The organism is uncultured Polaribacter sp. (assembly GCF_947501385.1).
Taxonomy (GTDB): Bacteria; Bacteroidota; Bacteroidia; order Flavobacteriales; family Flavobacteriaceae; genus Polaribacter.
Genome location: NZ_CANMVP010000001.1, coordinates 319,225 through 343,864 on the forward strand (window position 1 = coordinate 319,225; position 24,640 = coordinate 343,864).

The 24,640-nt window shown below is 34.5% G+C and carries 12 protein-coding genes and 1 pseudogene; all 13 read right to left on the bottom strand.

Annotated elements, in window-relative coordinates; all coding sequences use genetic code 11:
• Positions 1–373: 373 nt before the first annotated feature.
• The 13 genes and pseudogenes from Q0998_RS01095 to Q0998_RS01155 all read right to left on the bottom strand — a co-directional run bounded on the left by Q0998_RS01095 (position 374) and on the right by Q0998_RS01155 (position 24,307).
• On the bottom strand, positions 374–2,002 hold the full coding sequence (locus Q0998_RS01095) for a sulfatase (RefSeq protein ID WP_299665198.1): 1,629 nt from the start codon (positions 2,000–2,002) through the stop codon (positions 374–376).
• Positions 2,003–2,215: 213 nt separating this feature from the next.
• Positions 2,216–2,404 carry a hypothetical protein gene (locus Q0998_RS01100; protein WP_299665006.1) on the bottom strand — a complete coding sequence of 63 codons (189 nt, stop codon included), beginning with the start codon at positions 2,402–2,404 and terminating at the stop codon, positions 2,216–2,218.
• Positions 2,405–2,420: 16 nt separating this feature from the next.
• Positions 2,421–4,664 carry a T9SS type A sorting domain-containing protein gene (locus tag Q0998_RS01105; RefSeq protein WP_299665008.1) on the bottom strand — a complete coding sequence of 748 codons (2,244 nt, stop codon included), beginning with the start codon at positions 4,662–4,664 and terminating at the stop codon, positions 2,421–2,423.
• 149 nt (positions 4,665–4,813) lie between these two features.
• Positions 4,814–8,158 (bottom strand): VCBS repeat-containing protein, encoded by a 3,345-nt coding sequence (locus Q0998_RS01110; RefSeq protein ID WP_299665010.1) that lies wholly within the window; start codon positions 8,156–8,158, stop codon positions 4,814–4,816.
• Positions 8,159–8,234: 76 nt separating this feature from the next.
• Positions 8,235–9,521: a hypothetical protein gene (locus tag Q0998_RS01115; RefSeq protein WP_299665013.1), complete on the bottom strand. Its 1,287-nt coding sequence runs from the start codon at positions 9,519–9,521 to the stop codon at positions 8,235–8,237.
• A 133-nt stretch (positions 9,522–9,654) separates the two neighbouring features.
• On the bottom strand, positions 9,655–11,241 hold the full coding sequence (locus Q0998_RS01120) for a RagB/SusD family nutrient uptake outer membrane protein (protein WP_299665016.1): 1,587 nt from the start codon (positions 11,239–11,241) through the stop codon (positions 9,655–9,657).
• A 12-nt stretch (positions 11,242–11,253) separates the two neighbouring features.
• Positions 11,254–14,517, bottom strand: coding sequence for a TonB-dependent receptor (locus Q0998_RS01125; RefSeq protein WP_299665019.1), 3,264 nt, complete (start codon positions 14,515–14,517; stop codon positions 11,254–11,256).
• A 136-nt stretch (positions 14,518–14,653) separates the two neighbouring features.
• Positions 14,654–15,554 (bottom strand): annotated as a pseudogene (locus tag Q0998_RS01130) (IS1595 family transposase).
• Positions 15,555–15,705: 151 nt separating this feature from the next.
• Positions 15,706–16,731 carry a TlpA disulfide reductase family protein gene (locus tag Q0998_RS01135; RefSeq protein ID WP_299665022.1) on the bottom strand — a complete coding sequence of 342 codons (1,026 nt, stop codon included), beginning with the start codon at positions 16,729–16,731 and terminating at the stop codon, positions 15,706–15,708.
• 23 nt (positions 16,732–16,754) lie between these two features.
• Positions 16,755–18,182: a RagB/SusD family nutrient uptake outer membrane protein gene (locus Q0998_RS01140; protein ID WP_299665025.1), complete on the bottom strand. Its 1,428-nt coding sequence runs from the start codon at positions 18,180–18,182 to the stop codon at positions 16,755–16,757.
• A 24-nt stretch (positions 18,183–18,206) separates the two neighbouring features.
• Positions 18,207–21,632 (bottom strand): TonB-dependent receptor, encoded by a 3,426-nt coding sequence (locus tag Q0998_RS01145; RefSeq protein WP_299665028.1) that lies wholly within the window; start codon positions 21,630–21,632, stop codon positions 18,207–18,209.
• Positions 21,633–21,783: 151 nt separating this feature from the next.
• Positions 21,784–22,962, bottom strand: a complete 1,179-nt coding sequence (locus Q0998_RS01150; protein WP_299665031.1) for a FecR family protein — start codon at positions 22,960–22,962, stop codon at positions 21,784–21,786.
• Positions 22,963–23,710: 748 nt separating this feature from the next.
• Positions 23,711–24,307: an RNA polymerase sigma factor gene (locus Q0998_RS01155; protein WP_299665034.1), complete on the bottom strand. Its 597-nt coding sequence runs from the start codon at positions 24,305–24,307 to the stop codon at positions 23,711–23,713.
• Between the last annotated feature and the right edge of the window lie 333 nt (positions 24,308–24,640).

Genomic DNA, 24,640 nt, shown 5'->3' on the forward strand with positions numbered 1-24,640 from the left:
GTATATGGATGGTCATCAAATGGAGTTTCATCAACAGAAAGCAGCCGTTTGCATTTTTTTTGGTATTGCCTGTTTAGAATTGTATTTGCTGGATTTAAAAAACAATCAATTGAATTTCAGGTGAATTTTCTTTACTGAAACTCAAAGCATCTTCTCTATATGATGTTTTCCATGTATTTTTATCTGCCCTCTATTTTGACTTCGCTTTCCTTTATCTGTAGATTTACATCGCCCTCAATCGAATTTAGAAAAGCCAGCAGATCTCTATCAATTTTAGAAATGTTTTTTAAAGTGATCTTACACGCTACTGTAGAACGACATTGTGGTAATCGTAAGATGTTGGTTCTTTTGTAGAAAGTCGTGTTTTGGTAGACTAATCATTCCAGTGTCGGTCTATTACTTTTTGAATATGAGGATATTTTTCTCCATCTTCTTCATTCAATTCTTTTCTCTTTGCAATTAATTGTTCTTTTAGATCTTCGATGATATATTTATATTCGGGATTCGTGTATGCATTATTCATTTCTTTGGAATCTTTGGTCAAGTCATAGAATTCCCATGCGGCCGGTGTATGTATATCGAATTTATTTCCCCAGCTTCCTTTATTCCAAGTTGCATTCTTATCATCTGTATCAACCCAGTATCTACCGTAATAGAAAATGAGTTTATATTGTTTTGTCCGGATCCCGAAATGTGCAGGGTTTGCATGTTTGTGTGCCATATGCATCCAATATCTATAATAAGTAGCTTGTTGCCAGTCTTTTGGTTCCTCACCCGTTTTAAGAATTTGCGAGAAATCGTGACCTTGCATTTTTTTTGGTGGATTCCCACCTGCCAGAGAAATCAATGTTGGTGCAAAATCAGTATTGTTTATAATGGCATCCGTTCTTGTATTTGCTTTTATTTGGGCTGGATAACGCATAAAAAAGGGCATTCTCAAAGATTCTTCATACATCCATCTCTTATCGATATAATCATGTTCCCCCAACATAAAACCCTGGTCTGCAGTATATATGATGATTGTATTGTTATACAGACCCTCATCTTTCAAGAATCGGATGAGTCTTCCGATATTGTCATCCACGCCCTTTACGCAACGTAAATAACGTTTTACATATTCTTGATAAGTCTTGTATGTGTATTCCTTATCCGTCGCACCGTCTATTTGATGGGGATTGAATTCTGGGTTGCTTCTTTCAGTATGCTGCGTACTCCAAATACGCATCCCCATATTTCTAATATTGTTTCTCTTGGAAACTGATGAACCGATTATATGAATCAGCGAATCATTTTTACCTCTCGTTGCCTCAGAGCCGTTATTGCCATTGTCGTACAGGCTTTCTGGTTCTGGAATTTCTGTATCGGCCAAATAATCCCTATATCTTGGTGCGTGCTCAAAATCGTCATGGGGTGCTTTGTAATGATGCATTAAAAAGAACGGTTTTCCTTTATCCCTCTTGCTCTTTAACCAATCTATAGTTAAATCCGTTATTATATCCGTACTGTGTCCTTTATATTCTCTTCCTTTGAAAGCCGGCTCGTCCCATAAGGCATAGGGCATGCCTGTCTCAGTAAAAACAGGGTTGAAATAAGTGCCTTGCTGATGATGATCTGTTAAGATGTTGTAGTAATCGAAATTCGGCTGTGCTGTTAAATGCCATTTACCGATCATAGCAGTCTGGTAGCCCAACTTATTCATTTCAATTGGTAGATATTGTTGATTCTTACGTAGAACGCCTTCTAAGTCCAGAACGCCATTTGCTTGGCTATTCTGCCCTGTAATAATAGCGGCCCTACTTGGCGTACAGATAGAATTATTGACGAAACAATTTTCGAAAATCATTCCTTCTTTTGCTAATTTGTCCAGATTTGGCGTGGGATTCAATGAAGCCAATCTACTCTTATAAATGCCAAATGCTTGTGAGGTATGATCATCTGACATAATGAAAATAATATTCGGTCGTGTATTCTCATCAATCGATACTTCCTTTCTGCAAGACATGAGAATACCGATTATAAATAGGACGAAATATATTTCAAAGTGTTTTTTCATTGTAGTAATTAAAAAAGATTGCAACTATTTTTTACAATTATATACCAGATAGGGTGAGGGAAATTAAAAATATATGCTTGATGCTGTCTAAACATATCTTTAAAATAAAAACCTCTATAAGAAGAATCTACTTATAGAGGTGTTATTGCAAATAAAGTATAATTAGAACCCAGTACCTGGCGCCTCTGGCGTTCCTGGACTTTGGGCTTGTGCTTTCTGTGGGGTCAATACCATATAAGTACCTAATGCAGTCAACGCCGCATATTTACTATAATTTCCAATTTTATTTATAGCCTCTTTTCTAGAGATGCTTCGAGTGTTTGCTATCTCTTTATTTTTTATTTTTATCATTATAGTCTTTTAAGGATTACTCTAATATTATTTTTCTATTTAATTTTCCCTTCTCAGTTTGTAACTGAACAATGTAGATTCCCTTTGACAGTGAAGTCAATTCGATATCATTTCTATTTTTAGCAATAATTTTTCTAGTCAATACTTTTGTGCCTAGAACGCTATACAAACTAAAACTGCCTATAGCATTCAAACCAGCAATAGTCAATGTATTTTCATTGGATTTATAGATACTCACACTGTTCAATAGACTTTCGGAACCCGAACTCAATGCCTTACTACTTGTATGGATATAAAAACGCCCCTCACCGTTTAAAGCATCAGTTGTCTGTATTGTTAGTTCACTATTTGCTTCATCTAGACGTGTGAAAGTGTTTTTTTCCCTATCTTCCAAATAGATCCTTATATCGGTCGGGAAATTTTGTGTATTTACCGTAAATGTAAATTCTTTATTTGCAGGTGCTGTCAAACCCACTGGAATAATCATTGCATCGAGATCATAATCAGGTAAAGCTTGTTTTTCGAATGGAATTTCTGAATAATCCCCATTCAGTAATTTTGTGAAAATTTGCAGAGTGGTCGTTCCGGTATTAGAACTCCCTGTAAACCTGCCTACATCGAACATTGGGTCCAACCCCGTTGTTTTGTCTGATGCATAGCTTATTTTTGTAGAGCTGTTGGAAACGCCGTCCGTAATTGATAAAGATAAGGTAGTTGCTGTATTTTTATAAAAAGTCCCCGCAACGTTGGTCTGCATTGCTTCTGTAAAAGAAATTGCAGTACTTACAACATTGGAACTCACAAAAAATGCTTGTCCGGGAACAATGGAGCCAGTTGCCAAAGAAGTATACGTGTTATTCGTTGCATCCCAAACATACACATTTTGATTTGGATCATAGAGAGGAGTAGCATTTACACTTAAAAAAGTAGCGATATCTAAATTCGAAGGGAATGGGTTCCCTACCATATTCCATCTGTTTTCGTTGGCAGTACCTAAATTATTACCGGTAATAGTCGGTGAAATTGGGTTTGTACTTGCATCTGGGTATGCTGTTCCAGAAAATGTAAACGTACCTGCTGTTGCTCCATCTTTTTTCATAGAATATCCAGCGCCACTAGCAAAAGCCGTCTGAGAGACTCCGGAACCTGTATCCTTGACATACACCCAACTTCCTTTTGAATCCGTAGCATTGTTATAAGTACTGATACCCCTGTTGGCCGTATCTGTCGTACCTGAAGATATATTATTATTTGAAATCCAGTCGGTATCATACATTTCTCCAACAACTGGCGAAGATGCTAAATGCCATTTATCATCTGGAATAGCAAGGTTATAAATAAATATATTATCTGCTAAAGTTACCGTGCCGTTTGCTATTAAGGAGGATCCTGACGCCATATCTATACTTCTTGCATCGATGGCGCTAGTTGCCGTGGGATAATTTGTCAGTCCGCTTGGTATCGTTACCGCAGTTGATGCATCCGGTTCTGGAAAATCATCCATCCAATTTGTATCTTTAGACCAATCTGTATCTGTGACTCCTGTCCAGGTTCTGGTGAAGACATCCCCGTCAGTAACTTCGAATGTGACTGCTTCTGATGATAACGTAGAACCACCAAACTGATTGGACTGCCACGTTAATGTCTCTCCAACGACTTCTACTTGTCCTGCTCCATCAAAATCATTTAGATTAACCCAAGAAACTGTTGTTTCTGTTTTTGTCACAGTTGTAGAACCTGCACCTACTGTTTGCCCTCCTACGGCAACACTTGCGTTTCTTGCTTCGATAAAGATCGGATTGCTTCTAAAGGTGAAATACTTGATACTGAAATCCGTTGTACCGAATAAATTCTCATTTGCGAATTTTGGAGGCGTTAATATAAAGTAAGGGACAATCAAAGCGTCTTGTACAGGGGCATTTACTGTACCTCCAAAATAATAGGCCGCCTCGATAGTTACAATCTCGCTGCCGGACAATGAACCAGCAGTTGGAAAGTTGAAGTTGATCAACGTAGAACCAGAAGCCGTTGATACACCAAAGTTGTTCCCGGAATTGGGGATTAGGACACCGTCTAACTTTGCTTGAATAAATATGGATTTAGGACTACCTGCATCAAAAGGCAAATCTACCCAATCTACCGTGATTCCTCCAGCAATTTGATTTCCATCCGAGTCTAGTACTCGTAGGTCTTTATTCAAATAGGCAGGATCGGTGATAGTTATGGTTTGCGCAAAACTATTCAATGATAAGACAGTCAAAAGTAAGAATATATTTTTTTTCATTTTTTTTATTTTAAAATTATAGACGATAAAAATATATCTTAAAATAAACACATTATAAAACATATGTGTTTATAAAAACAACATATGTGTTTTCAGCAGGATTCATAGTTGAAATGATGCTTTTGTTATTTAAAAAACAAAAGTTTTCCATTGTTAACTCCACATAATATAATTGTTTTGTTATTAAAATCTTTAAGTTTCGCCATTGATTTTATGTTGTCAGAAACAAAAAAACCACTTTCTGAATAAGGTAGTGCAGTATACGTTTTATTTTGAGCTCCAAGCATTACTAAACCAATAGAAGCGTCTGCTCTTGTGGTTTCTACCTCAACCTCATATTTGTTTCCGGCTATAATGATATCTTTTATGCCATCTTCGTTCAAGTCTGTAATTTCTATAGAATTAATAACGGAAAACTGTGCCTCCGTGGGTAATTCTTTGATGATGAATTTTCCACTGTCGTTTTCTAAAACAACACTTGCAAATTCTTGTACTTCTAATTTTAGAGTGTTTTCATCATCAATATTTCCCAAAACCTTTTCAATTCCTGCGTTTGCAAATTGGGAGTAGGTTTCAAATTTTTGAGCAATTTCTGGCACTTGTTGTGAAGAACATTGTTTTCCTCTAACGGGCACTAATTTTCCTTGATATTCTTTTGTTAAGAAAATATCATTGGTGTCGTTTTTATCAAAATCACTTATATAGGTTTTGAATGGTTTTTCTAAACTTGCTCCAAATTTGTAATTCAATCCTAAATTACCAACCACAAAATCGATATCACCATCATTATCAATATCATCTGCCACAATTTTATTCCACCAACCCTTTGTGTCTTGTAGATTGAATTCTGTTGTTTTGTTTATTAAAATTTCGTTTTCTTTTTTAAAAACTGTTATTGGCATCCATTCTCCTACTAAGATTAATTCGTTGGCTCTATCGCCGTCAATATCTGCCCAAACTCCAGAAGATACCATCCCTATTCTTGCTAACTCTGGTGCTTTTTCTTTGGTTACGTTTTCAAATTTTCCGTTTGTATTCTCTAATAAAAAACTTCTTGGTGCAAAACCATATTTGTTTGGAATAACCCTGCCTCCAATAAATAAATCTAAATCACCATCTGCATCAAAATCCAATGGGACAACACAAGAACCACTTTCGTAAAATCGTGGTAAATCGGTGGATAGCGTGAAATTTCCTTTTCCATCGTTAATATACAATCTGTCTTGTAAAATTGGTGAATTTGCATAAAACTCATTACTACCGCTTACTACATACAAATCTTGGTCATTATCGTTATCTGCATCAAAAAAAACAGCTCCAACATCTTCATGTTTCGAATCAACAGACAATCCGTTTTGTGTTGTTGATGAAAAAGTAGCATTTTTATCTTGTAGATATATTTCTCCAGATTGATTCTTTGCTCCACCGACAAAAAAATCGTCCAAGCCATCATTATTTACATCTGCAACCGCCAAACAAGGGCCTTCTTGGGACAATTTATGTGGTAACAAAATCTGATTTTTAAAATCATCGAAGATTTGTTCTTTGTGTTTAAATGGTTTTGAAAGTATTTTATCAGTAACATCTACCAATAATTTTTTTTCTGATAAGTTTTTTTCATCAACAATAACATCTTGTTTTACAGCATTCTTATAATCTATATTCACCGTTTGATTGGCATCTATATTTCTCAAACTACTGATTGATCCGTCTTTCCAAACTATTGTCAAATCATTGATTTTAGTTGTTTTTCCCAAACCAAAATGTGTAATTGGCGAAACGGAAGACAAATAACCTCTTACTGTTTTCAATTGATGGTATTGCATTCTATCATCATATTTGATTGTAATTCTTGCTCCTAGACCTTTGCTGTTCTTTTCCGGTCCTTTTAGAATGATTTTCAAATAATTGTTGTTTAATTTCTCCGAAGTATTTTTATAGATAAATGCTTTGTCTTCAATATTATTTACAATGATGTCCATATCGCCATCATTGTCTAGATCCGCAGTTGCGGCTCCGTTAGAAAAACTGATGCTATCATCCAACCACGAATTGTTCTTCTTGGAAAATGTCAGATCTCCATTGTTTTTGAAGATATAATTCGCAATTTTATTTTCCTGAAATAAATTGATGATATATTGTGCATTTTCTTCCCTTGTATTTTCTTTCGCTTTTTTGGTTTTCATAAAAGAACGAAACTGCGTATTAGAGTCCTGGTCGGAAACATCCCTTCTAAAGCCGTTGGTAATGTATAGATCTCTAAAACCATCATTATCAAAATCGGTTCCCAAACAAGACCAGCTCCAATCTGTCTTTGCAATACCGCTATATTGCCCAATATCACTGAAAATACCATTCCCACGATTCAATTGCAACATATTGTGCATATACTGATAGTAGAAACCATTGTCTACCATATCTGCAAAGAGTTGCGTATTCATAGAAGCCATAGAGGTTTTGGAACGCGCGTAATCTTCCGGTGCCATATCTAATTGCATTAAATCCTCTAAACCATCATTATTGAAATCTACAAAGTCTACGCCCATTCCATACATTGGAATATGCTTGAAATGGTGTTTTAAGCTTTCTTTGAATGTTCCGTCTTTCTGGTTGATGTACATATAGTCTTTCTCTAGATAATCATTGGAAACATACACATCATCAAAACCATCGTTATCAATGTCTGATGTTATTAGACCCAAGCCATACCCATAATTATTTTTGATGCCCGCTTTTTTTCCAACTTCCTGATAAACGCCCTCATTGTTGATATATAGCTTGTCTCTTTGTTCTGTGTTCTCTGATTGCTTTCCTTCCAAGACTTTTTTATAGTTTAAGAAGAATTCCTTAGGTCTGTTGGTTAGATACATATCTAAATCATTATCATTGTCCGCATCGAAAAAAGAGGCCATTAAGGAATAGCCCTCATCGGCCAAGCCATATTTTTGAGCTTCTTCTTTAAAAGTATGATCGCCTTGATTGATGAATAAAAGGTTGGCTCTCTCATCGGTTTTATCTTGCCAGCCCCCTCTACATACATAAATATCTATAAAACCATCATTGTTCACATCTGTCATTACAACGCCATTATGCCAACCTTTTCCGCCAGAAACATTGGCACTTTCTGTAATATCCTCGAATTTAAAGTTGCCCTTATTCAAGTATAATTTATTGGAAACCTCATTACCTGTAAAGTAAAGGTCTTCTAAACCATCATTATTTATATCACCAACGGCAACGCCACCCCCATTATATACATAGTTGAAAACAGCAAAGAAATTTTTAAAGTTCTCGTCTATTTTATTATTGAATGAAATGCCGCTTTCCTCAGATGGAATCAATTCAAATATCTTGGGTTCTTTTGCTTCGGATGAATTTTCCATTCCATTTTTTGGCACATCATTTTTACAACAAGCAAGTACTAAAAAGAGACTGCAGAATATATAAGTATGCCAATTTTTTTTAATCATGATACAATTTTAAAAATAAAAAATCTACTTATAAATAACAAATAGATTTTTAGAGATATATAATTCTTAATAAAATTTAATCTATCCTATATAAGGACACATTGTCTATATAAATTGTTTGAGTCGTTGCTGATGATAATTGCTGCCAATATTTTCTGTTTAAGTTCTCATTGGTTTCTTCAAACTCGATCACATACTCTTTCCATTCTGTAGTCAATGGTGCGGCAATTGATTGGACATCTGCCCAATTTGGAGTTACAGCTCTAAGATCCAAATCTATTTTACCAACAGTACCCTTTGCCCACACGGAAAACCTGTATCTGGCACTAAGTTCCGTAGTCGCAAATTTGCTGTCTAAAATCCAATTTTGGCTAGTACCATCTAAATGTATCTCCAAACTTTTATTTCCATCTTGCACTACGGTATTTCCTATAGCATAGCTTTCTGGGTTATTCTTACCTGCTGTTGGATTCCAATTCCCCCAATCTGTTGGAAAACTACCTAGATTGCCATTCTCGAAACTAGGGTTCAACTCTTTATAAAGATTTACGATTGTATTCTCTATTGGCTGGCTTCTTAAAGGTGATAAAGGAGTACCACTTTTACTTACAATACCAGCATTGATATTCAATATGATGTTATCCCCCTCACTTGCAGAAGTCATTAAACTTACAATTAGTTTTTTGGAGTCATTGGAATCGACATCAATTGATGCAATGTCAACAGCCGCATCATTGATTTTTACTGAAACCAGGTCTTTTTCTGCTTGTGTCAACGGTTTTAAATCCTCTGTATAAGTAAGCTCTATGACAGAACCCAAAAAACGTAATCTAGTCTCGGCTGGAGCTATAGAGGGTACATCTGTGATGAATATATAATCTTCCTTGAGATTCTCATCTATATAATAAGGTGCTTGTCTTTTAGCTATTAATTTCACTGAAAAATATCCAAGACCGGCATAGGTGACCTCAGGATTGGCCAGTGTACTGCTTTCAGGAACACCCCCTTCAAAAAACCATTCATAGCCATCTAAAAGTTTGGAGTCATCAAAGGCAGAGGTTATATGCTGTGTTGTATTTGTGAACATTATTTTACTTCCTTGCAGCGCAACAGTTGAACTTGCAGTAAAATCTGCAATTACTTCTGGATATACGTCTATATTAAAGCCGTTGTTCTGTGTTGAGCCGTCTTCATATACAACGGCTAGTTTTGCTAGAAAAGTGCCTTCGTCCGCATAATTCACAGTAACCTCTTTCTCTGTCGATGTTGAGATATCTCCACCGACAAAAGTCCATTCTCTGGAAGCCACGTTGGATGATTTATCCTCAAACACGACGTCTGTACCGACTGTGATCAATTTCATGTTTGCCGTTGCCTGGAAATCAACCTCCTTGATCCCATCTCGTAAGTTCGATTCTTCTTCGCAACTAAACAACGCAACACAAATCAAGACTAGTAGTATACACGTCCTAATTTCTTTTGAGTTCAATATCTTCTCAATAGCCTTCATTCTGCTTTAAATTTGGGTTAATTCTAATTTCTGAATCTGGTATTGGCCAGCGTATTTTATAAGGTTGCCAGTTTAGGCCTGGGTTATCAGCTCTATTGCTACCTTCTTCATCTATGGCTATAATAGTTGCGCCATACACTCCGTTTCTAATCAAATCGTGTCTTCGCCAACCTTCAAAACATAATTCTTTTTGTCTTTCCAAAAGTATCTCCGATGCATTTGCGCCTGGGTTAGATAAGAACATATCCGATACTACAGTTGGCGGTTTATCTTCTCTTGCCCTAGCTCTTAATCTGTTTACTGTTGCATCTATGTCTGCTTGTGTTAGAATACCCATTCCGTTCAAGGACTCTGCATACAATAAAAGTACATCTGCATATCTAATAATCGGCGAATCAAAGGGTGTGTTGTTTGCCCAGGATTGTCCCCTTGGTCTGTGCCATTTCCAAGGTTTCCAAGGATCTGCAAAAGTGCCCCAGGTTGACGGGTCGGAAAAACCTTCTTCTGGTGTTGCTTCTTGTGCATTGTGTTTGGCAACGTTTTGACGTAACCTCACGTCGTCTCTATCATAGTCTGCTTCTAGTTCCAAATTCAAAAAGGCCGTGTTCCATCCGCCACCTGAATTCAAATCTCCGTTAGGGCCGTAGAAGGAACTGACCAGCCCACCTAGATTCTGTCCTTCACTATCGTTGCCAATTGCAAAAATTATTTCTTTATTCTGCTCATTGTTTAGAGAGAATATCTCCGGATAACTTTCTTCCAGTTGATATACCCCACTTGCTATAACGGCTTCTAATTTTTCTTTGGCCAATGCAAATTTCTCACTCTGGTTTAAAGGAAAACCTGTCATTTGCAAATATACTTTTCCCAACAGGCTTTGTGCGGCGCCTTTTGTTGCTTTTCCTCCACCTTGCTCATTCGTTAGAACAGACTCTGCGACTAACAAGTCGGAAATTATAAAATCGTAGACTTCTTGAGTGGTGTTTTGTGCAACCTGAAGCTTACTGTCATCGCTCAAATCATCTATCTCATTGATTAGTAGCGGAATATTCTCCCAGGCAACTACCATATTAAAATATATGGCCGCTCTTAAAAATTTTGCCTGTGCTACAAAATTTGCCTTATCCTCTGGTTCTATTTGGTCATCTGTCATAGCGCCGATTCTATCTATGGTGCTATTTATTTTATTGATAGCTACATACGAATCCTCCCACATTTGTCTCACCCTGATAGTGGTAGGGTTCAGCCTTTGGGTATATAGGTCTATTTCAAAAATACTAAAAGAAGCAACTACAACTTCATCGGTGGCTATAGAGCCCCAAGTTGTTGCCCAACCATTTATAGTTTCATTGTTAACAGGATCCTTATGGCCGCCATAACCCAGAATTTTAGCAGCGTGATAAGCACCATTCAAATACAGTTGCGCGCCTTCCTTGTCAACCAAGAGTAGTTCTGGTGTAGTGGATTCTGTAGGGGTTTCCTCTAAAAAACCATCATTACAACCAACTAGCAGACAAAACAGTAATAATAAAGCACCGTAATGATAATGTTTTATATTGTTCAAGTATCTCATAGTTGCTTTTTTTTAAAAACCCAATATTAGTCCCATTCTAAAATTTCTTGATCTTGGGTATGCATCAAAATCCAAACCCGGCGTTAGTTGATTTCCACCCACATTCACATCGGGATCAAAACCTGTGTAATCAGTAATGATAAAAACATTGTCTGCAGAGGCGTAAAACCTTAAAGAGCTCAAACTTACTTTGTTCAATAAACTTTTTGGGAGGTTATAGCCAAAAGTAATATTGCTCATCCTTAAATAAGAACCATCTTCTATAGATGATGAATAGGCATTTCCTTTCAAGGCGGCATCTTCTTCTCCAAAAACACCCGGAATATCGGAATCGGGATTTTCTGGGGTCCATCTATCTGCAATTATACCGAACCTGTTTGGAAACGGAACTCCTTGATCTGACAATAATCTTTTAGTTTTATTGTAGATCTCATTACCATAAGACCAAGACATCAATATGGAAAGATCAAAGTTTTTGTATTTCAAATTATTTGTAAACCCTCCAAAATGTCTGGGCACTGTCCTTCCAATTATGGTTCTATCTTCTGTATTTACTACTCCGTCTCCATTTTGATCTTTGAACTTTGCCATTCCCGGTCTGTAATTTGCTGAATTGACTTTTGTAATACCTGGTTTTAAAGTATAAAAAACATCAAAATATGGAACACCTTGCACCGCAGCATCTGTTCTAATCTTTGTTGCGGCCTCTGTATTCGTCAATCCGTCGAATTCAACAAAATCGGAATAGTTATACACACCATCTGTCTCAAGCCCAAAAACAGAACCCAAGGGCTCCCCTACTTTAATGATATAATCATCACCTATTTGATTGGATCCGATAGATTCTATAAATATTTGATCTGCAGTACCTATATCCAGAACTTCATTTTTATTGAAGGTAATATTAAAAGAGGATTTCCAAGAAAAATCCTTCCTCTGTATATTCGTTGTGTTTACCAAGAATTCGAAACCGGTATTTGCCAAGGATCCTAGATTTTTAAGCACTGTTTTATATCCAGATGTTGCTGGCAGAGGCACTTCTAGTAATAGATCGTTTGTTCTCTTATAATAATAATCTGCCTCTATCCAAAGACGATTGTTAAATATTCCTAAAGTTAGACCCGTGTTGAATTCGCTCGTTTTCTCCCAAGTCAATTGATCATTTTGAAGCTGTGTAATGCCAACCCCTGTATTTATTTGGTTACCCTCATAAACATAACTCGCCAATCTTACCTGTGCGAGAGATCTATATGGAGTAATCTGTGCATTCCCAGTTTGACCAAAACTCATCTTTAACTTTGCATCGTTTATAGTTTTATTATTTTTAAAGAAATTTTCATTTGAAATCTTCCAGGCAAAACCAGCAGATGGGAAAAAACCCCACCGATTGTCTTCTGCGAACTTGGACGATGCGTCGTATCTGCCTGCAAGGTTTACAACAAACCTATCAGAGAAATCATATTGTAACCTTGTAATAAAAGATCTTGTTTGATTTTTTTGCTTAAAAGAATCTGTCGGGTTAGTTTGCAATGCAGATTCTAAATTCCCTAAATTGACCCCTGGTATTTCAAAACCGAATGCTGCATTCGAAATAGTTTCCCAGCTATTTTGTTGCTCTTCATAAATAGAAATAACATCAATTGTATGTTTCCCGTTGAAATTTTTTCTAAAGTTCAGACTCTGTTCGGTTCTAACTCCCAAACCCAAACCTTTTCCTGTAAAAGCTGCGCCACCAACTTGTGCGCTCCAACCAAATTTCTCTGAAAAATAGGCTTCACCTTGATTGTAATAAATATTCCCACCTACAGTCGATTTGAATTTTAATCCATCGGTTATCTTATATTCCAAATAAACGTTTACAAAAGACTGAAACGTTTTACCGATATTGATATTATCGTTTAAAATTCTATTTGGATTTGCAAAATCTCCATTCCTAAAACTCAATAAATTCCCTTCATTATCATATTCAGCATCTGGAAATTGCACTAAACCTTGTGCAGGGCTAAATGAAAGCGCATTTGTAACGACACCGGACCTGCCGTTTGCATCTTCGGTTGCCGCAGTAACTACCCCGTTCTTTTTGATGAAACCAGCATTTATGGATGCTCCGGTTTTAAACCTTTCACCCACGTTTTGATCAAAGTTCAAGTTTAAGTTATATCGTTCGATTCTTGAAGTCTCAATGATTCCTTCTTGGTCGGCATACGTGAAGGAGCCTGAATAAGTGTTGTTTTCCGCACCGCCGGACATAGATAATTTATAGTTCTTTGTATATGCTGTTCTAAAGATTCTGTCTTGCCAATCGTTTAACTTTATTCTTGGGTCGTTCAAGCTTACTGCATTTCCGAATTCATCTCTATAGGCTCCAACTAAAGGATTTTGACTGTTCGGGTCCCAAGGTGTAAACTCTAGGCGCCAGTCGACAAATTCTTGTGCAGAGAGCACATCCATCCTATTTGACAACATCGAAATCACACCGAATGACTCAAAATTGAAGGTAGCTTTGCCTTTTTTCCCTTTCTTTGTCGTTATCAGAACAACTCCGTTAGACCCTCTAGAACCATAAATTGCTGCGGCCGAAGCATCCTTTAAAACCTCTATGGATTCTATGGTACTTGGATCTATGGTGCTTAAAGGACTTACCCTGCTATTTCCTAAACCTGTTGAACCGTTTGACCTCAATCCTGTATCTGGCAACGGAAATCCATCTACCACATACAACGGATCGCTACTCGCCGTAATAGAATTACCTCCTCTGATTCTGACTTTAAAACCCGAGTCCGGCCCACCTTCAGAAGAAACTACTTGTACACCAGCTGCTCTGGATTGTAAACTCCCCTCAAAAGAATTTGCTTTCACATTGTCAAATTCTTCATTCTTAATAGAAGATACAGCACCAGAAATATCTTTTCTTTTTTGTGTACCATAACCAACTATTACAATTTCTTCTAAACCTCTTGCTTCCTCTTCAAGAACAACATCAATTTTTGTTCTACTAGCAACAATTTCTTGTTTGTCTTTATATCCTAAATAGCTAAATATTAGTATATCTGTTTCTTTAACATTTATTGAATAATTACCTTCAAAATCTGCAACAACTCCGTTTTTCTGTCCTTTAACTATAATTGTAGCCCCTGGTAATACATCTCCAGATCCAGAAACTACACCTGTTACTATTATGGTTTGCGAAAAACTTATTAAAGAAATAAAAAGGCAACATACAAATAGTACTTTGCATTTTAATAATTTTTTTAATTTGGCTGATTTTATTCTCATATTTATTTCAATAATTGCTACAAATATTACTTTTATTCTATTAATGTTGTGTAACAAATGTTTTTTTTAAAAATACAAATGAGTTTATTGATTGTTGTTAGTTCTTTTCTTATGAGAATTATAAAAATAAATTGAGTTATATGCTTAGGTTCTGTTTTATTAGATTTTGATATACTGGCTTTTCTTCAACCATTCTACAAATCATTTTATGAAAAATACTAGCTTTAAATTGCGAGCGATTAATTGAAAAAAACTCATCAAAGTATAGTTGAATATACCGTTTACTCATATGGGTTGGAATTGCTCTAAGCAATGATTTAACTTGCATAATCATAACACGTAATTATTTAAAATTAAGGACATTCTTACTGTATACTTATTCAAAGGTTATTAATTTCTTTTAAAGGTTAGTATCCTCTCTATTTATCCGTTATTATTTTGGCAGATGTACTTATATGTTTTTCAAATATTGGTGTTAATGATTTTGCTGAATAATCGTCAATAAATCTTATATATACTCTTTTTGCTTTATCTTTATCAGTCAATTATACTGTTACTACTATCTTTTTCTTTTTTGAATCATAGCTTCTACCTTATTTTCTTTCTTCTTTTCCACCGACGGTAAATTCATCAACGTGAATTCATTTTTTTAAAGGATATTTTTGACTACTTTTCATTGCTCTTCTTACCTTTTGCGTAAAATACCAAGCTGTACCTTACCAAATGATAATACCTTTGTCCATTTGAATATCCGATATGCTTTTGCTACTTGTACTCATCTCAAAAGCAACACAAAAAGATTTTTTATAAACCAAATTTAGCCTTGTGAAATACAGTGTTTGCTGTTGAACTTTCTAAATGATGACAAGTATAACAGTGATAGTTATGATTTGATTTTTCACAGCCTTTTATGTGCCCACATTTCATACAAACAAAACCATCTTACCATTTGTTCTTGCCAAATAAGACTTACAAGCTTTATCATTTGATAATACTTTTATAAAGTTTAGTATATCTTGTCTTTTAAAATGCTCCATATCTCTTACTAAAGGCACTAATATACAGAAATTGAATGACTAACTCAAAAAACAATATCATGGTAAAAACTTTAAAAGATTTTGTTACTTTTTTCTTTATTGCTATCTATTAAGCATAAAAAAATAGCTCCCTTCTCTATTTAATGACATGTTAAATGCCTATTTCATCAAATAATTTTATCAATTTTTCATCGGAAGGCCTTGGAGCATTGGCATTTACTATATTGCCCTGTGGGTCTATTAAAAGAAATCTTGGAATACCCAAAAGCTTTATTCTTTTTGGAAATAACGAGTCTTGTTTTGAATAGAGTTGTATGCCTGTAAGTTCTTTTTCTGCTACCATTTTTCTCCACTTTTGATAGTCTTTTTTTCTGTCTGTTGATATACTAACAAATTCTATGTTTTTACCATGGTATTGTTTTTCAATTTCTTTCAAAAATGGGATTTCCTTTTTGCATGGCGCACACCAAGTAGCCCATATATCTATGTAAACATATTTACCTAATAAATCATCTAAAGACATTTCACCACCATCATAATTTTTATAATCTATAAATTTAGGAGCAGGGTTTCCTTTTGCTAAAGGTCCTGTTTTTATTTCTTTTTCAGCATAGTACATTCTTTTAAAAGTATGTTTCATTACGTCGAATTCCTTTTTTTCCAAAGAAATTAATAGTGTGTCAAGGTTTTTGACATCTATTAGCAAATTATTAAATTCATTATAGGCACTATCAATAGCTCTATTGAATTTTTCTTCTTCATAAGTTAATATATTTTTATTAGAAAAAAGATGCTTTCCCAACACCCTTTTCTTAATGAGATAATTATTTTCATTTGCCCCATTACCTTTAAACACTATACTTTCTGTTATTTTTTCTACATCCACACTCAACTCCAAATCATATCCATTATTCAAATATAACACCGTACCTTCTTTATCTTTTATAGATAAAAAATATTGACTTGGTGTCACTTTTAAAGTGTCGGAAAATGTTCCGTCTTCATTTACTTTTATCACTTTTTTGTAGTCGATCATCATGCCATGTATTACTAGTGAATCGCTTACAACATTTTTAATAGATCCTGAAATCGTTACATAATCTTTTGGTTTGTCTTCACTACACGAAAAAAAGACAAGTAGAGTAATCCCGATTAATATTCTGTTTATTTTTCTCATTTTGATTTATTCAGATTTTAAATTTATAATGTGATTGGATATCCAGGATTCTGTATAATAATATCTTCAGATCCTTGTACTTGTAATTCGATCCAAGGAATAGGGAAAATGTACTTATCTACATTGTTCATTGTAGGTTTTACGGTTGACGGATCAATATTTCCATTTATATCGTATCTAATTAAATCGAAAAAGTCTTCACCATTTTCAAAGTAAAGTTCTAACAATTTCTCTATTCTTATAGCCTCCAATAGCTCTGCTTTAGAACTCACATCAACACCAATTAGTAAAGGGGGTAAATCTACCGCCGGTCTAGTTCTCACTTCGTTTAAACTTGCAAGTGCCTCTAAATCTACATCTACTCCAATTCTGGCTGCTGCTTCAGCATGTATAAGATATATTTCCGCTAAACGCATATGTATATGTGTTGGCAACGTAAAGACAATAGTTGGAAATTTTGTAAAATCAATAGTAGTACCTTTATTAAATGGTACAGAAACCCCTGGAAACAATTCTTGACCGGCACGAGGATCCCAAGTAGATGAATTATTGGGATTTGGTCTTGCAATAGATTCATAGATCGTACCTAATGTACCTCCACTTGAAAAAGCGCGATTCACCGCTTCATTTGTATTAAAAAATGGACCAAAAAATAATGCTGAAGATTCATGTGCTGGAAAATTTTTTCCGAAATTATCACTATAATTATCTGTAAAAGTTCTACTAGTAGTATCTATGATCTCTTTCGCTAACGAGGCCGCTTTTTCATATTCTCCTTCATACAAAAGCACTTTTGCTTTAATAGCTTTTGCTGCATCTTTATTGGCGTAATATGATTCTGATAAAAAACAATTCTCTATTGCAAAATCCAAATCAGCATAAATAGCTGCATAAGATTCGCTTACACTATTTCTAGAGGTAGGAGTTGCATTATAACTTGGCTCTAGTTTTAATGAAATTCCATACAATGAAGAGGTGTCATAAAACTGCCCGAAGCTCCTCAACAAATAAAAATGAGCTAAACCCCTTAAAAATCGCCCTTCAGCTAGAAAATTATTTTTAATGGCGTCATTACCAAAAGCATTAGCTTCCAATACCTCTACACGCTCAATAAATAAGTTAGCTTCTTGAATAATACGGTATGCTCCTAAATATAAACCTTCTATTTCTTCTGCATTAATTTGAGGGTTATTTGCCACCAATGGATTTCCTGAAAGTCCACCATTATTAGATAATCCCATCATAGAATTTGCTAATGACGCTCCAGTAATAAAAGTTGCTCTTTCGCCATCTCTAAGCTCATTATAAACACCGTTTAGAACTATCTGGGCAGAAGCTTCATCAAAAATGGCTTTATCATCATCTAATGTATAGATAGGTTCCACATCGTCTAGACTATTACAACCAGTTAAAAAAGCTAATATTGGTATTATTATGATAATTTTTTTCATCTTTTCTAATTTATAAAAATTTGATTATAGACCTATGTTAAGTCCAAAAGTAAATGCTTTTGTTAATGGAATTGAGTTATATGTATAGGTACTGTTTAAAGTTGTTATTTGCTGACCAAATGTGGCAAAACCAAGACTATTGTCTGAAGAAGTGATAGTTTCAGGATCTAAACCTGGCCATTCTGTGAATGTCCATAAATTGGTTGCCGTAAAATTAAGCTTTAGACTTCTTACAGATAATTTATCTACTAAATTCTTAGGCAAATCATAAGATAATTGAACGGCCTTTAACCTTATAAAAGAAGCATCAAAAACTTCTCTATCAAGAACACTTTGTCGTTCAATAGAAAACTCTCTTTCAGATACACCTTGATTGGTAAAAATGGCACTCTCGTAAAGTGCATCTGGATTATCAGCAGAGTAGGTATTATCTAATATTCCAACAATTTTATTTTGATCTAATAAATGTCGATTAATTAGAGAGCCTTTGATATCGCCCCATGCTTTTTCAACTCCTTCAACAAATTGAAGATTAAAAGTAAAATCGAAACCCTTGTACTTAAAAGTATTATTCCATCCTCCAAAATAATCAGGTTGTGTAGACCCATGTATTTTTTGGTCTGCAGAAGTAATCTCTCCATCACCATTTAAATCTAAATATCTAAAAGCACCTACTTGCATTCCACTTGGGTCTTGGTAGAAACCATCAGGTGCGCTAGCGTTTAGTGCATCAATTTCTGCTTGATTTCTAAAAATTCCTTCTATGGTATACCCATATAAGGAACCTAGCTCACCACCTTCTTGTACAGAACCAGGGTTGCCAAATGATGCTAAGGAGCCTCCATTTAATTTGTCTAATCTATTTTGATTGAATGCGATATTAAAATTAGATCTCCATAGTACATTTCCTAAGTTAGCGTTAAGCCCCAAGTTTATTTCCAAACCCTTGTTACTCATATCAGCAACGTTGGTGATATGCGAAGGGGAACCTGTTGTTGGAGAAATTGGGGTTAGCAATAAAAGACCTTTTGTGTTTTTTTTATAGTAATTTATACTTCCAGAAATCATATTTTTAAATAGCCCGAATTCCAAAGCCAAATCAAGTTGGTCTGTGGATTCCCATCTTACATCTGGATTTGGGATGCCATTAGATAATACAGCAGAATTACCAGCATAAGTTTGGGTAATAAGATCATTGAGTGGTCTATACGCTATAACATATTGAAAATCTGGAATATTTGCCAATCCCGTTCTTCCTAAAGAGCCTCTTAACCTTAAATCACTTATAATAGTATTATCTACAAGAAAAGATTCGTTAGATAAATTCCACATTATTGCTGCCGATGGAAAAAACCCCCATCTATTATTTGGTCCAAATTTAGTAGAACCATCTGCCCTTGCTGTGAATGTAAGGTAGTACTTCTCATCATAATTATAATTAAACCTTGTAAAATAAGAGTTTAATCTTCCTATTTGCTTGCTTTCATGTCCAGAAATAATATCAGTGGCTGAGGATAAAGAACTTAATATTTTATTAGGGATGCCTCTAGCACTAATTCCATCTTGGTTTAATTCCCTATTCTCCAAACTCATTCCAAATAATATGTCTGTAGAATGAATATTATTAAACTTTTTTACATAATTAAGTGTATTAAACCAAGTGGTATTTATAGCTTCGCTATTGTTAAACGTTAGGTTATCTAAATTTGGTAAAAAAGGGGGTCTAAAAATTCTACTATCAGATGTCAAAACAGATGCATTGTAAGTCGTTTTAAACCTTAAACCTTTAGTAAATTTGTATTCTAAATAAACAGATCCATTAAAATTTTTGGCCTTATCTATATTTTCTATTTCTTGATTTGCAATTGGCACATACGACGGCTGTCCAATAAAATTAATAAAACTAGTATAACTCCCATCCTCGGTATACGGGGATAATGTAGGTTGATATTGAATTTCTGAATAGGTAAAAAGTGGTGATCCTGCGTATTTGTTAATGCTGTGATTATAGCTTAAATTGGTTCCAACTTTAATTTTATTAGAAACCTCGGTTTCTAAATTAAGTCTTACCCCAATGTTTTTAAAATCATTCCCATTAGTAACTCCTTCTTGATCTCCATAGTTTAAGGCTGCAAAATAATTAGTACTTTCTGTTCCTCCTTGATAATTAACATTAATCGTGTGACTAATTGGAACTTCTCTTAACAAAACGCTACTCCAGTCGGTATCTGCATTCCCAAAATAAGGCATTCCTGCTGCAAAACCGCCTCTGTCATTATTTAGCACTTGGTTTGCAAAGTTATTATCTGGACTTAATGCAATAGTATTCTCTGCTACTTTAATTATGTACTTTTTATACTCGGTAGCATTCATCAAGTCTAAACTTTCTGTGTTTGATTGAACTGTTGAGGAATAATTGATACTTAATTTTCCTTTTTGTAATTTTCTTCCTCTTTTTGTAGTGATTAAGATAACTCCATTTGCTGCTCGCGAACCATATATGGCCGTTGCAGAAGCATCTTTGAGCACATCGATACTTTCAATATCTGCTGGATTTATGGATAATAAAGGGTTTTCGTTAAGAAATGTGCCATTATTAAAATTATCGGCTACTACATCTTGAACCAAAATAGGGATTCCATCAATTATATACAATGGTTGATTGGCACCTCTAATTGAGGAAACTCCCCTAATATTAACAATGGCACCAGCCCCAGGTCGCCCATTAACCTGAGCCACAGATACACCCGCTAGTTTTCCTCCCAACATTTGATCAAAACTTTGGGAAGCAGGCTGAAAATTTAAATCTTCACTATTTATACTAGATACAGAACCCGTTAAATCTACCTTTCTTACTTTACCATAACCAATAACGACTACTTCATCTAAAACATTAGGCTGTTCTGATAACACTACGTTTACAACAAACCTCCCATTTATAGAAACTTCCTTTTTAGCAAAACCAATGGTGTTAAAGATTAATGTTTGATTATTTGCTACAGCCAATTGATATTCTCCATTAAAATCTGTGCTAGTTCCTTTAATTGGGTTTTCTTTTACCTGAATATTAACTCGAGGCAGAGGATTACCATTTTCATCAGTAACTTTCCCTCTAATTTTAATTTGCACTATTTCTATGGATTTTTCTTTTAAAATAATTGTATTCTTTGAGGTTAGTTCATAATAAAAATCACCAAAAGAAAGGCTTTTTGCAAGCAACTCGTTTGCCTTGATTACTCCTTTTTTCAATCTTACTCTGGGAGCATTTACAAACAAGTCTGTTCTGTAAATAAACGTATACTCTGTTTTCTTTTTAATTAATTCAAAAACTTCTATTACAGAAATCTCCCTATCAGATTCTATTTCAATTTTAATACTCTGAGAAAAAAATGGTTCAGAAACAAAACCAAAAGATAAGGAACAACAGAAAAAGATAAATGATCTTATCATAATAAAAAAAAGTTTTTTCCTATTTAAAATAGAAAGGTTGGTAAATTTAAATTTCATAAATTTGAATATTAGTTAGTTAAACTTATAATTAATTAATACTTAAAAGGGACTGAGATTGGTACCGTCAAATATCTAAGCTCAGCTCCCTTCTTTATTTTACGATAATATTTTTATTGTTTATTTCAAATTTCACAGTGTTTGTACTTTCAATAATATCTATAATATCATTCAGATTTTGATTTTTCTTAAAAATCCCACCAAATAAAATATTTTTATCTTGTTCTTTTTTAAATATAAAATTTACATCATACCATCTTGATAAAACATTCATTATTTCTAACAAGGACATATCTTTAAAACTAAAAAATCCGCTTTTCCAAGACACTTCATTATAGGTGTCTACAAGTTCTACCATTAACGTATTGTCTTTTAAATTTAGTAGTAACTTTTGGTTGGGTTTTAAAAGAATCTCTTTTGATTTGTTTTTGATTGAAATTTTCCCTTCAACTAAGGTTGTAATAATTTTATAATCATCTTTATAAGCTTTTACATTAAACTCGGTACCTAATACTTCAATTTCTTGTTTGCTATGTATTACTTTAAATTCGGCTCCATTATTAACTGTACTTGATGAAACATCAAAATAAGCCTCACCATATATTAATTCTACTTGTCGAGGTTTGCCATCGGTAAAAGCTACTGGGTATTTGATTTGAGATTCTGAGTTGAGCCAGACCTTGGTGCCGTCTGCTAGGGTAATTTGAAATTGGCCGCCTCTTGGCGTGGTTAGGGTGTTGTAGGCGATTTGGTTTCTAGCTTCTGGTTTCTGGTTTCTGGTTTTTTGGTAGACAATTTCTTCTCCGTTGCTTTTTATTTGCTCGGTTTGGTATTTGGTACCTTTCTTTAGTGCTACTTCAGAACCGTTTTCTAGGGTTAGCAAGGCTTTGTCTGTACCTTTTTGGATTTGATTGTTGACTACTATTGGGTTTGTGAATTGTGGTTCGGTATCGTTTTTGTCAAGGAAGATTGTGAGTGCTATGATTAATGCAACGGATGCCATAGTAACATATCTCCAATAAAATGGACTCTTTTTGACTGGTGTTTTTTCTTTTTGTGCGGCTATCTCTAAAATTTTGTCATGCATCCGACTCGCCTCACTTTCATCCATTCCAGAAACTCCTTCTAAGAATTGGTAGGTATCCTCAATTGTAGGAACTTCAAAGAAATCTTTTGAATGTTTAAAATAAGCGATTATTTGTTTTACTTCTTTTTTAGAACAATCTTCTTTGATGTATTTGATAATTAATTCCTTTATTTTGGAAGACTTCATGATGGCTTTTTATACGTTGGTTATTTATATAACATTTTTAAAGCACTGGAGTACTAATCAAAATTTGATTTTTTTAACTATTTCTTCACATTTCTTTCAAAAAAATTTAACAAACGCTCTACAAACCCAGTAACAATAAGAGGTTTTAGGAGAAGTATCATTAACCAAAAAAAATGTTACTAAAAGGGATTATTTTTAGAGGTCAGTGATTAAATGTATAGTAATGATTATCATTCTTCTTCTAAAAAATAGGTTTCGACTGCGCTCTCCCGAACATTCAGGACAGACATTTAGCATACACCTTAATTGGTATTATAAAGCTAACTACTGACTTATGATTTTTTAAAATGAAGTGAATTTATCTGATGTTAAAAGAGCAGAGAGCAAAGAGAAGATAATAAAGAAAATAGAGGTGATTTGTGATTCAATTAGATTAACCTTGATAGCGGTAGACAAGTTCGATTTGCTAATTTGAATAAGGACTGTCCAAGGTAAACGCATAAAAATATTTAAGACACGAATTTCACGAACCATCACGAATTTTCCAAAAAGTCGTTAGATTTTTTAGTCTGTAGCATTATTTGTTCATCAGTTATGCATGTTGAGTTCTAAAATTCAATCGTTTTTTGTAAAAATAATCGTTGTATTGATGTTAATTATTGCAATTCGTGTTTCGTTTTCGCTTTGTAAGTTTAATGCATTACCCTGACGTATTGCTTGCCCAATTTTTAATTTGTGTCTTATTGCGCTACATCCAGTTGCGAGAAAACAGCACGAAAGCCAAAGCGATATCCTTATTGTTTAGCAGAAAATCACGTAGCGTTTCTAATGCCAAACTCATATGATTGCGAACAGTATGAGGAGAAATACCTAACTCTTTGGCAATTTCTTCATAACTTTTATGGTCGTTCCGAGACATTTCAAAGATTTGTCGCCTTCTAGGTGGTAACAAATCAAGTGCTTCTTTTTTAATCACTTCTAGTTCGTCCTCACGAATATACCGTTCTGTAGAATTGATGGATTTTTGACTTTTGTAAAAGATTTCATCGCATAACTTCTGATTTTTAGCAGCTTTGTTAAGAAAGGTAATAGTTTTATTTCTTGTTGCCGCAAATAAATAGGATTTAATGGATAACTGCGGGTCTAAACTCGCTCGTTTTAACCATATACTTAAAAATACATCTTGAACAATTTCAGCTGCATAGACTCTGAATTTGACCATTTTTAAGCTGTACTTAAACAAATCATCCTGATAGGTAGTAAAAAGAGATGTAAATGCTTTTTCGTTACCAGCAATAAGCTGCTTTAACAATAGATTTTCGTTAAGTTTACTTGTATTTGACATACTTTTACCCTTTTAATAAATGTCAATTAGTTGATTGGAATTTCCCCTTTTGTGTCTCGAACTCTGAATACTAAAATTGCTCAATATTAAACAAATTTTATTAATTTTTTAAACTTTGCAGTAATTAGGGTACTAAAGTTGTTGAATTAAAGGTACAAAATATTTAATAAATAAAAGGGATTTTTGCTTGTGTTTATTGGAGTTTAGGGGTTGCTTTTTGGTTGGTAGTTTTTGGATACTGGGAATTTTGTGCCTGTTTGCTAGTATTTTACATAGTTTCCTTCCGAGGCTTTAGAAATAATTCTTGTTTGTCGAATTACTTGAAGTGCTGTG

Coding starts and splice junctions, on each gene's coding strand:
- Q0998_RS01140 (WP_299665025.1), bottom strand. CDS start 18,182: ATGAAAAAAATTATCATAATAATACCAATATTAGCTTTTTTAACTGGT.
- Q0998_RS01155 (WP_299665034.1), bottom strand. CDS start 24,307: ATGTCAAATACAAGTAAACTTAACGAAAATCTATTGTTAAAGCAGCTT.
- Q0998_RS01095 (WP_299665198.1), bottom strand. CDS start 2,002: ATGTCTTGCAGAAAGGAAGTATCGATTGATGAGAATACACGACCGAAT.
- Q0998_RS01110 (WP_299665010.1), bottom strand. CDS start 8,158: ATGATTAAAAAAAATTGGCATACTTATATATTCTGCAGTCTCTTTTTA.
- Q0998_RS01145 (WP_299665028.1), bottom strand. CDS start 21,632: ATGATAAGATCATTTATCTTTTTCTGTTGTTCCTTATCTTTTGGTTTT.
- Q0998_RS01135 (WP_299665022.1), bottom strand. CDS start 16,731: ATGAGAAAAATAAACAGAATATTAATCGGGATTACTCTACTTGTCTTT.
- Q0998_RS01120 (WP_299665016.1), bottom strand. CDS start 11,241: ATGAGATACTTGAACAATATAAAACATTATCATTACGGTGCTTTATTA.
- Q0998_RS01100 (WP_299665006.1), bottom strand. CDS start 2,404: ATGATAAAAATAAAAAATAAAGAGATAGCAAACACTCGAAGCATCTCT.
- Q0998_RS01125 (WP_299665019.1), bottom strand. CDS start 14,517: ATGAGAATAAAATCAGCCAAATTAAAAAAATTATTAAAATGCAAAGTA.
- Q0998_RS01115 (WP_299665013.1), bottom strand. CDS start 9,521: ATGAAATTGATCACAGTCGGTACAGACGTCGTGTTTGAGGATAAATCA.
- Q0998_RS01150 (WP_299665031.1), bottom strand. CDS start 22,962: ATGAAGTCTTCCAAAATAAAGGAATTAATTATCAAATACATCAAAGAA.